General features: G+C 69.6%; 11 protein-coding genes. 9 read left to right on the top strand and 2 right to left on the bottom strand.

What is annotated here, in order from left to right:
* Together ACLJK8_RS20010 and ACLJK8_RS20005 are read left to right on the top strand one after the other, a co-directional pair.
* On the top strand, nt 1-578 hold a 578-nt coding region (locus ACLJK8_RS20010; protein ID WP_413152129.1), incomplete at its 5' end, for a class II aldolase/adducin family protein.
* A gap of 3 nt (nt 579-581) precedes the next feature.
* Nucleotides 582-1,355: a hydroxypyruvate isomerase family protein gene (locus ACLJK8_RS20005; protein ID WP_413152128.1), complete on the top strand. Its 774-nt coding sequence runs from the start codon at nt 582-584 to the stop codon at nt 1,353-1,355.
* Between the two features lie 167 nt (nt 1,356-1,522).
* Here the strand turns inward: ACLJK8_RS20005 and ACLJK8_RS20000 are convergent, their stop codons facing one another.
* Nucleotides 1,523-1,963, bottom strand: coding sequence for a pseudoazurin (locus ACLJK8_RS20000; RefSeq protein WP_413152126.1), 441 nt, complete (start codon nt 1,961-1,963; stop codon nt 1,523-1,525).
* 620 nt (nt 1,964-2,583) lie between these two features.
* Here ACLJK8_RS20000 and ACLJK8_RS19995 point away from each other — a divergent pair.
* The 7 genes from ACLJK8_RS19995 to ACLJK8_RS19965 are packed head-to-tail and all read left to right on the top strand — an operon-like array spanning nt 2,584 to nt 11,012.
* Entirely contained in the window at nt 2,584-4,515 is a 1,932-nt protein-coding gene (locus ACLJK8_RS19995) for a 4Fe-4S binding protein (RefSeq protein WP_413152124.1), read from the top strand.
* A 9-nt stretch (nt 4,516-4,524) separates the two neighbouring features.
* On the top strand, nt 4,525-6,447 hold the full coding sequence (gene nosZ, locus ACLJK8_RS19990) for a TAT-dependent nitrous-oxide reductase (RefSeq protein WP_413152122.1): 1,923 nt from the start codon (nt 4,525-4,527) through the stop codon (nt 6,445-6,447).
* Nucleotides 6,444-7,769: a nitrous oxide reductase family maturation protein NosD gene (locus ACLJK8_RS19985; protein ID WP_413152121.1), complete on the top strand. Its 1,326-nt coding sequence runs from the start codon at nt 6,444-6,446 to the stop codon at nt 7,767-7,769. The genes nosZ and ACLJK8_RS19985 overlap by 4 nt, the downstream gene beginning before the upstream one ends.
* Nucleotides 7,766-8,704, top strand: a complete 939-nt coding sequence (locus ACLJK8_RS19980; RefSeq protein WP_413152119.1) for an ABC transporter ATP-binding protein — start codon at nt 7,766-7,768, stop codon at nt 8,702-8,704. The genes ACLJK8_RS19985 and ACLJK8_RS19980 overlap by 4 nt, the downstream gene beginning before the upstream one ends.
* Entirely contained in the window at nt 8,701-9,570 is an 870-nt protein-coding gene (locus ACLJK8_RS19975; RefSeq protein WP_413152117.1) for an ABC transporter permease subunit, read from the top strand. Before ACLJK8_RS19980 ends, ACLJK8_RS19975 begins: the two co-directional genes overlap by 4 nt.
* A gap of 4 nt (nt 9,571-9,574) precedes the next feature.
* Entirely contained in the window at nt 9,575-10,099 is a 525-nt protein-coding gene (locus tag ACLJK8_RS19970; protein WP_413152116.1) for a nitrous oxide reductase accessory protein NosL, read from the top strand.
* Nucleotides 10,089-11,012 (top strand): FAD:protein FMN transferase, encoded by a 924-nt coding sequence (locus ACLJK8_RS19965; RefSeq protein WP_413152115.1) that lies wholly within the window; start codon nt 10,089-10,091, stop codon nt 11,010-11,012. Before ACLJK8_RS19970 ends, ACLJK8_RS19965 begins: the two co-directional genes overlap by 11 nt.
* 135 nt (nt 11,013-11,147) lie before the next feature.
* On the opposite strand, the gene ACLJK8_RS19960 is transcribed toward ACLJK8_RS19965, so the two are convergent.
* Nucleotides 11,148-14,201 (bottom strand): SdrD B-like domain-containing protein, encoded by a 3,054-nt coding sequence (locus tag ACLJK8_RS19960; protein WP_413152130.1) that lies wholly within the window; start codon nt 14,199-14,201, stop codon nt 11,148-11,150.
* Between the last annotated feature and the right edge of the window lie 30 nt (nt 14,202-14,231).

Genomic DNA, 14,231 nt, shown 5'->3' with positions numbered 1-14,231 from the left:
GTTTCAGGGCGACGCTATGTCTGCGGTGTCGTCTTGTCATAGGACCTCCATATCCGAAGGCCCGACGTGGGGAAATTCAGCGGATCACATGGTCCACCCGTGGGGACGCACTCCACTCGCTCGCCGGGGATCATCTGGGCGGCGACGCGCCGACCAAGGAACTGCCGCTGCACCTCGCCTTCTACCGCGCGCGGGCGGACCGGGGCGCGGTCGTGCATCTGCATTCCTCCCATGCGACCGCGCTTTCGTGCCTGCGCGACACGGCGCCGGAGAACGCCATCCCGCCGATCACGCCTTACGTGGTGATGCGCGCCGGCGCGGTTCCCGTGGTACCCTATCGCAGACCCGGTTCGCCCGAGGCCGGCAAGGTCGTCGCCCGGGTCGCCGGGAGAAGCGGCGCGGTGCTGATCGCCAACCACGGGCCGGTCGCGGCGGACAAGGATCTGGATTCGGCGGTCTTCGCCATCGAGGAGATCGAGGAGGCCGCCAGGCTGATCCTGCTTACCCGGGGTCTCGACGTCCGCCTGCTCGACGAGGCGGCCGTCGCGGATCTGAACGCAACCTTCAGGGACGGATAGCCGATGGCACGTTTCTCCGCGAATCTGGGCTTCCTCTGGCCCGACCGGGATCTGCTCGCGCGGATCGACGCCGCGGCGGCGGCGGGCTTCCGCGCCATCGAGCTTCATTGGCCCTACGCGATCGATCCGGCCGAGACCCGGCGGCGTTGCGAGGCGCACGGGCTCGAACTCCTGGGGATCAACACGCCGGTCGGCGGGCGGGACGGCGATTTCGGCCTGGCCGCCGTCCCGGCCCGGGAAGCGGAGTTTCGCGACGGGTTCGACATGGCGCTGCGCTACGCGGAAGAGGCCGGCGCCAGCGCCATTCACGTCATGGCGGGCGTCACCGTTGGCCTGGACCGGCGGGCTTGCGAGGACACCTTTCGTCGCAACCTCGACCACGCGGCCCGCGCCACCGACCGCGTGCTCCTGCTCGAACCGATCAACCAGCGTGACAAGCCGGGGTATTTCCATTCGACGCTCGCCGAGGCCGGGCAGCTGGCGGCGCGGGTCGGCGCGCCGAATCTCAGGATCATGTTCGACGTCTACCATGTCGCGATCAGCGAGGGAGACGTGACGCGGAAGCTCGAAGACTACCTGCCGCGCATCGGGCATATCCAGATCGCGGCGGTCCCGAGCCGGGCCGAGCCGGACGAAGGCGAGATCGACTATTCCCACGTCATCTCGACGATCGACCGGCTCGGCTACCCCGGCTGGATCGGCTGCGAGTACCGTCCGCGCGGCGACACCGACGCGGGCCTGGGGTGGATGCGCGCCTATCAGCGCGACGGGTCATGACGCGCCCCGGACCCGCCGCCACTTCATGAGCCGGCCACGCGCGGCCTGACCCCGACGCCGGACAGCCCCGCCCCGCGCTTCGGCGACCCGGGGCGCCGACCGCGCGGCATGACCGCGCTTCCCGCCGAAGAGCGAGATCCTCGCTCACCGGCGAGTCGCCCGGGCCCCTACTGGCTCACCTTGGCGAAGGCCGCGTCGAAGCGTTCCTGCGCCTTCTTCGGGTTCTTGGCAGCCTTCGCCGCCTCTAGATTTGACGACGGGTCGCCCGCCACGATGAGCGCGATCATCCCCATCGCATAATGCGGCGTGCATTTCACGCCGTAGACGCCCTCGCTCGTTACCGTCAGGTCGAAGTTCTCGTTCATCTTGGCCTTGAACGGTTCGACCCCCTCCGGGAGCATCCCCTTGACGCTCTCGACGTCGTGGCCCTTGTCGACCACCACGAAATGCACGATGTCGCCGGGCGCCGCCTGAACGAAGTCCGGCTCGAAGACCATCACCCCGCCTTCGCCCTTGTTCAGCATCTTGATCTCGAACTCGGCCGCCGAGGCGATGCCCGCCCCGGTCGCGAGGGCGACGAGCGCGATCGCGGTTCCGAAAAGCTTCATCTTGATCTCCTTCTTGCTCGCGGGCCGTCCGATCGTCCGCGCCGAGGCGTCGACGCCGGCCCGCGGCGAGGCATCTAGGCGCCGTCGTTCGCGGCGACGTTGCGCGAGTGCAAACTTGTGCGTGGCGGCCCCGGACGGGTGTCGGCGGTGTTTGCGAAACCACAAAGACGGCGCGGGGGTCGGGGGGGCAACGTAGGGCCGAATGGCATGGTCGGAGCGTCGTCCGTGAAGAGGGTGAAGCAACGCATAGCCTCGCTGGGACTGTTCGTTCTGTTCGCGTTGGCACTGGCATCGCAGGCTTCGGCCGAAACGCTGGGAGATCATCTCGCAGGTCTCGCGCCGTCCGAACTCGTGCCCGGCGCCGCCGCCTTCGGCCCGGCCGTGGGCGATCCGCCGATCGTTCCGGCGCTCGACGCGGATGGCGAACGCGTCGGCTGGGTCTATCTCAACAGCGATTTCACCACTTCGGTCGGCTATTCGGGCAAGCCGATCCGCATCGTCGTCGGGATCGACGACGCCGGCATCGTGCAGGGCTTCGAGCTCNCAGCGATTTCACCACTTCGGTCGGCTATTCGGGCAAGCCGATCCGCATCGTCGTCGGGATCGACGACGCCGGCATCGTGCAGGGCTTCGAGCTCGTGGAGCATCACGAGCCCATCGTCCTGATCGGCATCCCCGAGGCGGATATCATGGCCGCGCTGAACGGCCTGATCGGCGCCGATCTCGCCGCCGCGGCCGCGGGCGGCAAGCCGCCGCAGGTCGAGATCGTCTCCGGCGCGACCGTGACCGTGCTGGTCATGGGCGACAGTATCGTGCGTTCAGCGGTTCGCCTGATCCGGAGCGGCCGGTTGTCGGGCACGACCGCCACCGCCACCGCCGGCGCGATACCGACCGAGGCCCGGCGCGAGATCGACGCGACGCAAAGCGAGATCCGCGACTGGCAGGCCCTCCTCGGCGACGGTTCGGTGCGAAGCCTGGTCCTGAGCGTCGGCGAGGTCTCGCAGGCCTTCGCCGACGCGGGGCAGCCGGCCGCGGCGGGCCGCGCGGAATCCGCCGATCCGGAGGACGCCTTCATCTCGCTCCATGTCGCGCCGGTCTCCGTCCCCACGATCGGCCGCAGTCTGCTGGGCGACACCGCCTACGAGCGGCTGGCAGCGAAGCTCGAGCCGGGTCAGGCGGCGCTCATGATCGCGGGCGACGGCGCCTATTCCTTCAAGGGCTCGGCCTATGTGCGCGGCGGGATCTTCGACCGCGTGGAACTGATCCAGGACGGTCAGGGCATCCGCTTCCGCGACCGGAACCATACCCGGCTGAACGGTATCGCCGCGGCCGGGGCGCCTCGGCTGAAAGAGGTCGGGCTCTTCGTCGTGCCCGAGGATTTCGTCTTCGATCCCGCGGCGCCGTTCGATCTGCGGCTGCTCGTCCAGCGCGAGGCCACGGGCCGCGACAAGGCGACGCTGCCCTTCGACCTCGGCTATCAACTCCCGGAAAGCTACCTGCTGCCCGCCCCCCCGCCGCCAGCGCCGGCGCCGGCTCCGGTCGCGGCGGTGGGGGTCGGGACGGCGGGGGCGGAGCCCGATCAGGAACCGCCGCTCTGGATCTCGATCTGGCAGATGAACCGCGTCGCGATCGGCGTGACGGTCGCCGCCATCCTGGTCCTGACGGCGATCTTCTTCTTCCAGAACGCGATCGCCCGCCGGCCCCGGCTGCTCAAGGGCATTCGCTACGGCTATCTCGCCTTCACCCTGCTCTGGCTCGGCTGGTTCGCCAATACGCAGCTCTCGGTCGTCAACGTCCTCACCTTCTTCAACGCGCTGGTGGCGGGGTTCTCGTGGGAGTTCTTCCTCTCGGCGCCGCTGGTCTTCATCCTCTGGGCCGCCGTCGCCGCCGGCCTGCTCTTCTGGGGCCGCGGCCCGTTCTGCGGCTGGCTCTGCCCGTTCGGCGCGCTGCAGGAATTCGCGAGCCTCGCCGCGAAGAAGCTCCGCGTCCCGCAGATCGAGGTGCCGTGGTCGCTGCACGAACGGCTCTGGCCGATCAAGTACATGATCTTCCTCGGCCTCTTCGGGCTGTCGCTCTACTCGCTCGCCCGCGCCGAGGTGCTGGCCGAGATCGAGCCGTTCAAGACCGCGATCATCCTGAAGTTCAACCGCGAGTTCGTCTTCATCGCCATCGCGCTGCTCTGGCTCCTGCCGGGCCTCTTCATCGAGCGGTTCTTCTGCCGCTACGTCTGCCCGCTCGGCGCGGCGCTGGCGATCCCCGGCCGGCTCAGGATGTTCGAATGGCTGAAACGCTGGCCCGAATGCGGCTCGCCCTGCCATCGCTGCGCCAAGGAGTGCCCGGTCCAGGCGATCCACCCCGAGGGCCAGATCAATGTCAACGAGTGCATCTACTGCATGCACTGCCAGGAGCTCTACCACTCCGAGACCCGCTGCCCGCACATGATGGTCGTCAAGGCCCGCCGCGACAAGATCGCGGCCAGCGGCGCCCCATCGCTTCAGAAGGGCGCGATTCCACCCGGACCGCGCCCCAAGCCCGCTCACGCACACACCTGAAGGAGTCGCATGATGTCGACCGACGACAAGCTTCCTCTCAACCGGCGCCAGATGCTCGGCACCTCCGCGCTCGCGGCCAGCGTCCCCGCCCTCGGCGGCCTCGGTGTTGGCGGCATCGGCCTCGGCGGTCTGATCGGCGCCCCCGCCCACGCACAGGAGACGGCGGGTTCGCCAGAGGTCGCACCGGGGGAGCTCGACGAATATTACGTCTTCACCTCGGGCGGCCATTCCGGCGAGCTGCGCATCCACGGGATGCCGTCTATGCGCGAGCTCATCCGCATCCCGGTCTTCAACCGCGAAAGCGCGACCGGCTGGGGCCAGACCAACGAGAGCCGCCGCGTGCTGACCGAGGGCCTGACCCCCGAGACGCGCGAGTTCCTCGCCACCCGCGGCGGCGTCTACCTCAACGGCGACCTGCACCACCCGCACCCGTCGCAGACCGACGGCACCTATGACGGGCGCTACATCTTCGCCAACGACAAGGCCAACAGCCGCGTCTGCCGGGTGCGGCTCGATGTCATGCGCTGCGACAGGATCATCGAAGTGCCAAACGCGCAGGCGATCCACGGGCTCAGGGTGCAGAAGTTCCCGCGCACCGGCTATGTCTTCGCCAATGGCGAGGACGCCGTGCCGCAGCCGAACGACGGCAAGATCCTCGACGACGGGAGCCAGTACGTCGCGATCTTCTCAGCGATCGACGGCGATACCATGGAAGTCGCCTGGCAGATCGAGGTGGACGGCAACCTCGACAATGTCGATGCCGACTATCAGGGCAAGTACTGTTTCTCGACCTGCTACAACTCCGAGAACGGCCTCACCCTCGCCGACATGATGGCGAACGACGAGGACTGGATCGTCATCTTCAACATCGCCCGCATCGAGGCCGCGGTCGCCGCCGGCGAGGCGGAGATCCGCAACGGCGTTCCGGTGCTCGACGGACGCCACGGCTCGCCCTTCACCCGCTACGTTCCGGTCGCGAACGGCCCGCACGGGATCAACACCGCCCCCGACGGCAACCACGTCGTCGTCAACGGCAAGCTCTCACCCACCGTCACCGTCTTCGACGTGCGCCTCTTCGACGATCTCTTCGAGGACAAGATCCAGCCGCGCGACACCGTCGTCGCCGAGCCGGAACTGGGGCTCGGGCCGCTGCACACCGCCTTCGACGGCCGCGGCAACGCCTATACGACGCTCTTCATCGACAGCCAGGTCTGCAAATGGAGCATCGACGACGCCCGCCGCGCCTTCGCGGGCGAAGAGGTCGATCCGATCCGGCAAAAGCTCGACGTCCACTACCAGCCCGGTCACAACCACTCCTCGATGGGCCAGACGAAGGAGGCCGATGGCAAGTGGCTGCTTTCGCTGAACAAGTTCTCGAAGGACCGGTTCCTCAACGTAGGCCCCCTCAAGCCCGAATGCGATCAGCTCATCGACATCTCGGGCGACGAGATGCGCATCGTGCACGACAACCCGACCTTCGCCGAGCCGCATGACGCGACGATCGTCCATGCCTCGAAGATCAACCCAGTCTCGATCTGGGACCGCGCCGACCCGTTCTTCGCCGAGACGGTCAGGATGGCGGAGGCCGACGGCATCGACCTCATGCTCGCGGGCGACGTGATCCGCGACGGCGACAAGGTCCGGGTCTACATGACCTCCGCGGCGCCGGCCTTCAGCCTCGACAGCTTCACCGTGAAGCAGGGCGACGAGGTGACGGTCGTCGTCACCAATATCGACGAGGTGGAGGATCTGACCCATGGCTTCGCGATCGTGAACTACGGTGTCAATTTCGAGGTGGCGCCACAGGCCACGGCCTCGGTCACGTTCAAGGCCGACAAGCCCGGGGTCTACTGGTACTACTGCTCCTGGTTCTGCCATGCGATGCATATGGAGATGAAGGGCCGGATGCTGGTGGAGCCCGCCAGCGCATGACCCGCCTCCTCCTCCTCGCGGCGCTTCTGCTGCCCGGCGCGGTCGTCGCCGGGACGCGCGGCCTCGCGCCCGGCGACGACCTCGCCCGGGCGGTGGCATCGGCGGCGCCGGGGGATGAGCTGATCCTCGAGGCCGGCGAGCACGCCGGTCCCGTCACCCTCGACCGCCCGCTGACGCTCACGGGCGCCCCCGGCGCCATCCTCGACGGCGGCGGCGCGGGCAGCGTCGTCACCGTGACCGCGCCGGATGTCGCGATCCGCGGCCTGACCATCCGGGGTTCCGGCTCGGACCGGACGGCGATGGACGCGGGCGTCAATCTGCTGAAGGGCGCGCGCGGCGCGATCGTCGAGGACAACACGCTCGTCGGCAACCTGCACGGCGTCCGTATCCAGGGCGCCCCGGATGCGACGGTGCGCGGCAACGACATTACCGGCCGCGGCGGCAGACAGGCCGAGGCCGGCAATGGCGTCTCGGTCTGGAACGCCCCCGGCGCGCTCGTCGAGGGCAATTCGATCCGCCTCGGCCGCGACGGCATCTTCTCGAACACGTCGAAGCGGGATGTCTTCCGGAACAACCGGATGGAGCGGACCCGGTTCGCCATCCACTACATGTACACCAATGACAGCGTCATCGAAGGCAATGTCTCGACCGACAACACGGTCGGCTATGCGATCATGTTCTCAGACCGGCTGCGGATCACCGGCAATATCTCGGAGGGCGACCGCGACCATGGCCTCCTGCTCAATTCCGCGAACCGGTCCGAGATCACCGGCAACCGCGTCACCGGGCGCCTGCTGCCAGCCGCGCGCTGGCTGACCGGCGAACAGGGCGCCGATGACAGCATGGGCCCGACGGAAGACCCGGGTCCGGCGGGCGACCGGATCGGGCCCGAGAAATGCCTCTTCGTCTACAACGCCAACCGCAATGCCATCCGCGGCAACCGCTTCGAGGGCTGCGGGATCGGCATCCACTTCACCGCCGGGGCCGAGGGCAACGCCGTCTCGGGCAACGCCTTCATCGGCAACCGCGAACAGGTCAAATACGTCGGGACCCGAAACCTCGACTGGTCCGACGCCGGGCGCGGCAACTTCTGGTCCGACAACCCGGCCTTCGACCTCGACGGCGACGGCATCTCCGACGCCGCCTATCGCCCGAACGACATCATGGACCAGGTGATCTGGACCACGCCGCAGGCGCGTCTGCTCGTGACCAGCCCCGCCGTCCAGGTGATCCGCTGGGCGCAATCCCGCTTCCCCGCGACGCTGCCCGGCGGCGTCCTCGATTCGGCGCCGCTGATGGCGCCCCCGGATGCCAGCCCATGACCAGACCAATGACCGCCCCCTCCAGCGAGATCGTGACCGAACCCATGTCAGGGACCGTCATCCTTCAGCGCGTCACCAAGCGCTACGGCCCGATCACCGCGGTCCGCGACCTCGATCTCGCATTGAACGCCGGCGAGGTGGTCGCGCTCGTCGGACATAACGGCGCCGGCAAGACCACCCAGATCCGGATGATGCTGGGTCTCGCCCGCCCGAGCTCCGGGATCGTGCGTCTGCTCGGCGTCGATCCGGCCTCCGGCGATGTCTCGGTGCGCGCCCGGGTCGGCTACCTGCCCGAGAACGTCTCCTTCCACCTCGCGCTGACGGGGCGCGAGACGCTGGCCTTCTATGCCCGGCTGCGGCGCGCGCCGCTCGCCGAGCTTGACCGCGCGCTGGCCGCCGTCGGGCTCGAAGGCGCCGCCGACCGGTTCGTGGGCACCTATTCCAAGGGGATGCGCCAGCGCCTCGGACTCGCGCAGGCGCTTCTCGGTCATCCGCGCGTCCTGATCCTCGACGAGCCGACCAGCGGGCTCGACCCGGCACTCCGGCGCGAGTTCTACGAGATCGTCGCCGAGCGCGCGGCCGGGGGCGCCACCGTCCTGCTCGCCTCGCACGCCCTGACCGAGCTCGAGACCCGCGCCGACCGCGTCGTCATCGTCAACCGGGGCATCAAGATCGCCGACGGCCGCCTCGACGACCTCCGCCGCCGCGCCAGCCTGCCGGTCCGGGTCCGCGTCCGGCCGAAGGGACTCCTCCCCGCGGCGGGCTGGCGGCGCCTCCCGGATGGCATGCTCGAGACCGCGGTCGCGCCTTCGGAGAAGCTGCCGCTTCTCGCCCGCCTGCTCGGCGACCCCGAAGCCATCGACGATCTCACCGTCATCGAACCGACGCTCGACGATCTCTACGCCCATTTCCTGACCTTCGAGACCGCCCGATGACCGCGCTGCCCGACACGATCCGAGATGCCCCGTTCCGAGGGAGGCCGATGCCGGTGATGCTCATCCTCGCCGCGCAGGAAGTCCGCGCGGGCCTGCGCGACCGCTGGGTGCTCGCGACCACGCTGCTTCTCGCCGGGCTGGCGCTGACGCTCGCCCTTCTCGGCAGCGCGCCGACCGGGACCGTGGGCGCGAACCGGCTCGACGTGGTCACGGTCAGCCTCGCGAGCCTCACGATCTTCCTCGTCCCGCTGATCGCCCTCCTGCTCTCGCACGACGCCATCGCCGGCGAGGCGGAGCGCGGCACCCTCCCGCTGCTCCTCGCCTATCCGGTCAGCCGCGGGTCGGTGATCCTCGGCAAGTTCACGGGCCAGCTCGCCATTCTCGCCTTCGCCACCGTTCTCGGCTACGGCGCCGCGGCGCTCGCCGTCGGTTGGAACCTCGCGGCCGACGCCTGGCGCGCCTTCGCCGCGATGGTCGGCGCCTCGATCCTGCTCGGCGCGGTCTTCCTCGCGCTCGGGCTGCTCGCGAGCACGCTGGTCCGGCAGCGTTCGACCGCCGGTGGCGTCGCCATCGGGCTGTGGCTGCTGTTCGTGCTGCTTTACGACATGGCCTTCCTCGGCCTCCTCGTCGCCAGTGGCGGCCATCGGCTGCCACCGCTCCTGATCGACGCGCTGCTCGCCCTCAACCCGACCGACGCCTACCGTCTGCTCACGATCGGCATGGCGGGCGCCGGCGATCTCACCGGCATCGGCGCGCTCGCCGGCCATACCGCGCTGACGCCCCCGGTTCTCGTGGCGGTGCTGCTGGCCTGGACCGCGGCGCCGCTCGCGCTCGCCACCTTCGTCTTCGCTCGCCGGGAGCCGTAGCCCCATGAAACGCTTCGCACTCGCCCTACTCGCCACCCTCGCCCTCGCCGCCTGCGAGGAAGAGGCAACCAGGCCCGCCGCGCATACCCTCACCGACGCCGCGATCGGCCGCTACTGCGGAATGATGCTGACCGAGCATCAGGGGCCGAAGGGCCAGATATTGCTCGAAGGCTCCGACGAGCCCGTCTGGTTCTCCTCGGCGCGCGATGCCATCGTCTTCACCCTGCTCCCCGAGGAGCCGAAGGACATCGCCGCGATCTATGTCTCCGACATGGGCGCGGCGCCGTCCTGGGCGGAGCCGGGCGCCGACAACTGGACGGATGCGCGCGCCGCCTCGTTCGTCCTCCACAGCGATGCCGAGGGCGGCATGGGCGGCGCCGAAGCGGTGCCGTTCGCGGAGCGGGCGGACGCCGACGCCTTCGCGGCCGAACATGGCGGGGAGGTGGTCGGCTTCGACGCCATCCCGCCCGGCTATGTCCTCGGCGAGGCGGCGACGCCCCCGGCGGCGGAGGCGCATCATGGCGGCTGAGCGCCTCACCCGCCGCCGCGCCCTCGGCCTCGTCGCCGCGGCCGCCGGCCTCCCGCTCGTGCTGCGCGCCACGCGCGCCACCGCCGAGGTCGTCACCTGGCACGGCCGCGCGCTCGGCGCCCCGGCGACCCTGGTCCTTCACCACGACGATCGCCCGGCCGCCGAGCGCCTGGTCGCGGCCTGCGTCGCCGAGCTCGACCGGCTCGAAGGCATCCTCAGCCTCTACCGCGCCGACTCGGCCCTTTCCGAGCTCAACCGCGTCGGCGCGCTGGCCGTTCCGCCGCCCGAACTCGTCGCGATCCTCCGCGACTGCCAGACCTTCCACGCGCTGACCGCCGGCGCCTTCGATCCCACGGTGCAGCCGCTCTGGCACCTTTACGCCCGGCACTTCCAGTCGGGCGGCGGCCCGGAAGGCCCGCCCGTCGCGACGATCGCCGCCGCCCGGGGTCTCGTCGGACTGGACGCCGTCCGCGTCGGCGCGGCCCGCGTCGCCTTCGGGCGGCCGGGCATGGCGCTCACCCTGAACGGCATCGCCCAGGGCTGGATCACCGACCGCGTCGTCGATCGGCTGCGCGCGGCGGGTGTCACCTCCACCCTCGTCGACATGGGCGAAATCCGGGGCCTCGGTGGTCCCTGGGAGGTCGGCGTGGCCGGAAGCCCCGCGATGCTCGAACTGACGGACCGCGCCGTCGCCACCTCCGCGCCAGCGGGTTTCGCCTTCGACGCGCCCGGCCGCTTTACCCATCTCATCGACCCGCGCACCGGCGCCACCCCTGCCCCGTTCTCCCGCGTCACGGTCACCGCGGCCACGGCGGCGGAAGCGGACGCGCTCTCGACGGCCCTCGCACTCGGAGGCAGCGCACCCGCGCTCCCCGGCATGACGGTCGAGCGGATCGCCGCGTCGCGCGGATGAAACCCGGAGCGAAGGCGACCCGCCGCCAGCCGCTCCCCCTCGGCGAGCGTGATGCGCGGCGACGGAGAGCGAAAGGCCGAGCCCTCGGAGTGCGAGGGCTCGGCGTGGCTGTTCGGGACCCCGAGCCGGGGCGCGTCAGGCGAGAATGAGGCAGTCGCAGTCCTGCTCGAGGTTCTCGTACCGGATGCCGATGATGGTGGTCTGTTCGTTCCCCACGGCTTCCGCCTCGGCGGTCGGGACGGCGGCGATGCCGACGATATCCCCCTCGCCCGGCGTGAAACCCTGGCCATTGGCCAGCGCCAGGTCGTAGATCTCCTGCGCGTTGGCGGTCGTTCCGTCATTCACCGTTTCGTTGACGAACACGATATTGTCGGTCAGCCCCCAGATCGCGCCCTGGATCTCCCGCTCGGTATAGGTTTCTCCGGTCCCGTCACCATTGTCCATGGAGTCGAAATCCTGGTTCAGGATCCAGTTGACCATGTCCAGATTCTGGGGATTGGCGACGGAGCCGGCGGGAACGGAACCCTGCTCGGCCAGATGCAGGGTGACGGGGACCCGGACGTCGAAGTTGATCGGATCCGGCGCCTCCAGGCAATAGACCGCTTCGAACTCCAGACCGTCGAAACGCGCATCGCCGGTCTCGGAGACCGTGGCGTTGTAGAAATCACCATCGCTTGTCATGTCCCGCGTGGCCACGATGGCACCGCTTTCCGGCAGGCTGGCCCCGATGGTCTCGAGCGTGTTGCGCGCGCCGCAATACTCGACCGTGACGGTGGAGGAGGCCATGTTCCCCACGGTGTCCTGGATCGTGTAGCTGTAGATGGCCTCCTCGTGCTCACCGACCAGCAGGTCCGCGTAGTCGGAATTCGTGGGATCGAAGCTCAGCACGCCACCGTTCAGCGTGATCAGCACACCGTCGGAGGCGGTGATGGTCTGCCCCTCGCTGATCGCCTGTCCGTCGACCGACACGACCGAGACAGGGCCTTCGGCATCGGTGTCGTTCACCAGAACGTCGATGGTCCCGACCATGTCGGTGCAGATCTCGCCCGCGTCGGGCTCCGCCCACGGCGGCGAGTCCCACGGCAGCCACTGCAGCCCCGCGTCGATGTCGAGTTCCGCTTCCCCGGCCGAAAGGGTGAAGAGGCTGGTCTCTCCCGAGTAATCGGCGTCGCTGTCGTTGTTGTTCGCGTCCGGCGCGCCGCCATGCGGCGAGGTGAAGGTATAGACGCCCGCCCAGGCCGAGATGTCGAAACGCACGCGGTAGTCGCCCGCGGTCAGGTCCTCGAACAGGTACCGGCCGTTGCTGTCGGTCTGGGTCGTGGCAAGCACATTCCCCGCGCTGTCGAGCAGATCGACAGTGATCCCCGACATGCCGGATTCGCCCGGATCGAAGGTGCCGGTGCCGTTGTCATCCAGCCAGACGGTGTCGCCGATCGAGGCGGTGCCCTGGTCGAGCAGGACGAGCCCCGCGTCGACGTTGGTCTGCGCCTCGCCGGCGGAGAGGGAGATGGTGCCAGTCTCGCCGGACAGCTCGTCGGCGTCGGAGTCGTTATCGGCCACGACCGGCCCCGACCCGCTCGACGTGGTGAACGCGGTACCATCCGGCGCGGTGAAGCGCACCCGGTAATCGCCCGCGGTCAGGCTGTCGAACAGATACGTCCCGGCGGCATCGGTCACGACCGTGCCGACCACCGCCCCGCCCGCGCCGAGCAGGTCGACCGTCACGCCCACCGCCCCGACTTCGTCGCCGTCGCGCGTGCCGTCGCCGTCGGTGTCAAACCAGACGGTGTCACCGATGGACGCCGTGCCGCTGTCCGTCGCGACCAGCCCGGCGTCGACGTTGCGCGTCGTCTCGCCGATCCCGAGCGTGATCGTCCCGGTCTCGCCCGTCGTCGTGTCCGCGTCGGAGTCGTCGTCGGCGTCGGCCGCGCCCACCATGCTCGGCGTCGTGAACTGGGTGCCGTCGGGCGCGGTGAAGCGCACCGAATAGTCGCCCGCGCTCAGGTTCTCGAAGGCGTAGTCGCCCGCCGCGTCGGTCGTCGTCGTCGCCAGGATCGCGCCGCCGGCGTCGAGCAGCTCGACCGTCACGCCCGCCACGCCGGTCTCGGCGCCGTCGCGCGTGCCCTCGCCGCTGGTGTCGGACCAGACCGTGCCGCCGAGCGACGCCGTGCCGCCGTCCGTCGCGACCAGCCCCGCGTCGACGTTGCGCGTCGTCTCGCCGATCCCGAGCGTGATCGTCCCGGTCTCGCCCGTCGTCGTGTCCGCGTCGGAGTCGTCGTCGGCATCGGCCGCGCCCACCCCGCTCGGCGTGGTGAACTGGGTGCCGTCCGGCGCGGTGAAGCGCACCGAATAGTCGCCCGCGCTCAGGTTCTCGAACGCGTAATCGCCCGCCGCGTCGGTCGTCGTCGTCGCCAGAACCGCCCCGCCGGCGTCGAGCAGCTCGACCGTCACGCCCGCCACGCCGGTCTCGGCGCCGTCGCGCGTGCCCTCGCCGCTGGTGTCGGACCAGACCGTGCCGCCGAGCGACGCCGTGCCGCCGTCCGTCGCGACCAGCCCCGCGTCGACGTTGCGCGTCGTCTCGCCGATCCCGAGCGTGATCGTCCCGGTCTCGCCCGTCGTCGTGTCCGCGTCGGAATCATTGTTCTCGGCATCCGCCGCATCCGGGCTCGCCGTGGTGAACTCATAGCCGTCGGGGGCGATGAAGCGCACGCCGTAGTCGCCCGCGTCGAGGTCTTCGAACACATACCCGCCCGCGGCGTTGGTCGTCGTGGTCGCGACCACGTCCCCGTCGCTGTCGAGCAATTCGACAGTCACGCCAGCCGCGCCGGTTTCGCCGTCGCTCAGCAAGCCGTCGCCGTTCGTGTCGTACCAGACGGTGTCGCCGATCGAAGCGTCACCGCCGTCGGTCTCGACGAGGCCCGCGTCGACATTCTTCTGGCGCTCGCTCTCATCGAGCTTGATGACCCCGGTGATACCGGTCTCCGCGTTCGGGTCGGAATCGTTGTTCACGGCCTCCGCGCCCACGGTGGAGCGGGTGGTGAATTCGGTGCCGTCGGGGGCGGTGAACTTCACGCGGTAGTTGCCCGCCGGCAGGCCGCTGAAGATGTGGTCTGCCCCCTGAAAAGTGGTCCTCCCTGAGGTAGGCTTTTGAGCCTTTGGAGGATGCCAGGAATGCCGCGCAGAAAGCACAAGCCCGAGGAGATTGTCGCGAAGCTGAGG

Origin of the sequence: Amaricoccus sp. W119, from assembly GCF_047275745.1 — a bacterium.
In the GTDB taxonomy this organism is placed as follows: domain Bacteria; phylum Pseudomonadota; class Alphaproteobacteria; order Rhodobacterales; family Rhodobacteraceae; genus Amaricoccus.
Note: the sequence above shows the minus strand (reverse complement) of the source record. Positions and strands in the feature narration are given on the sequence as shown.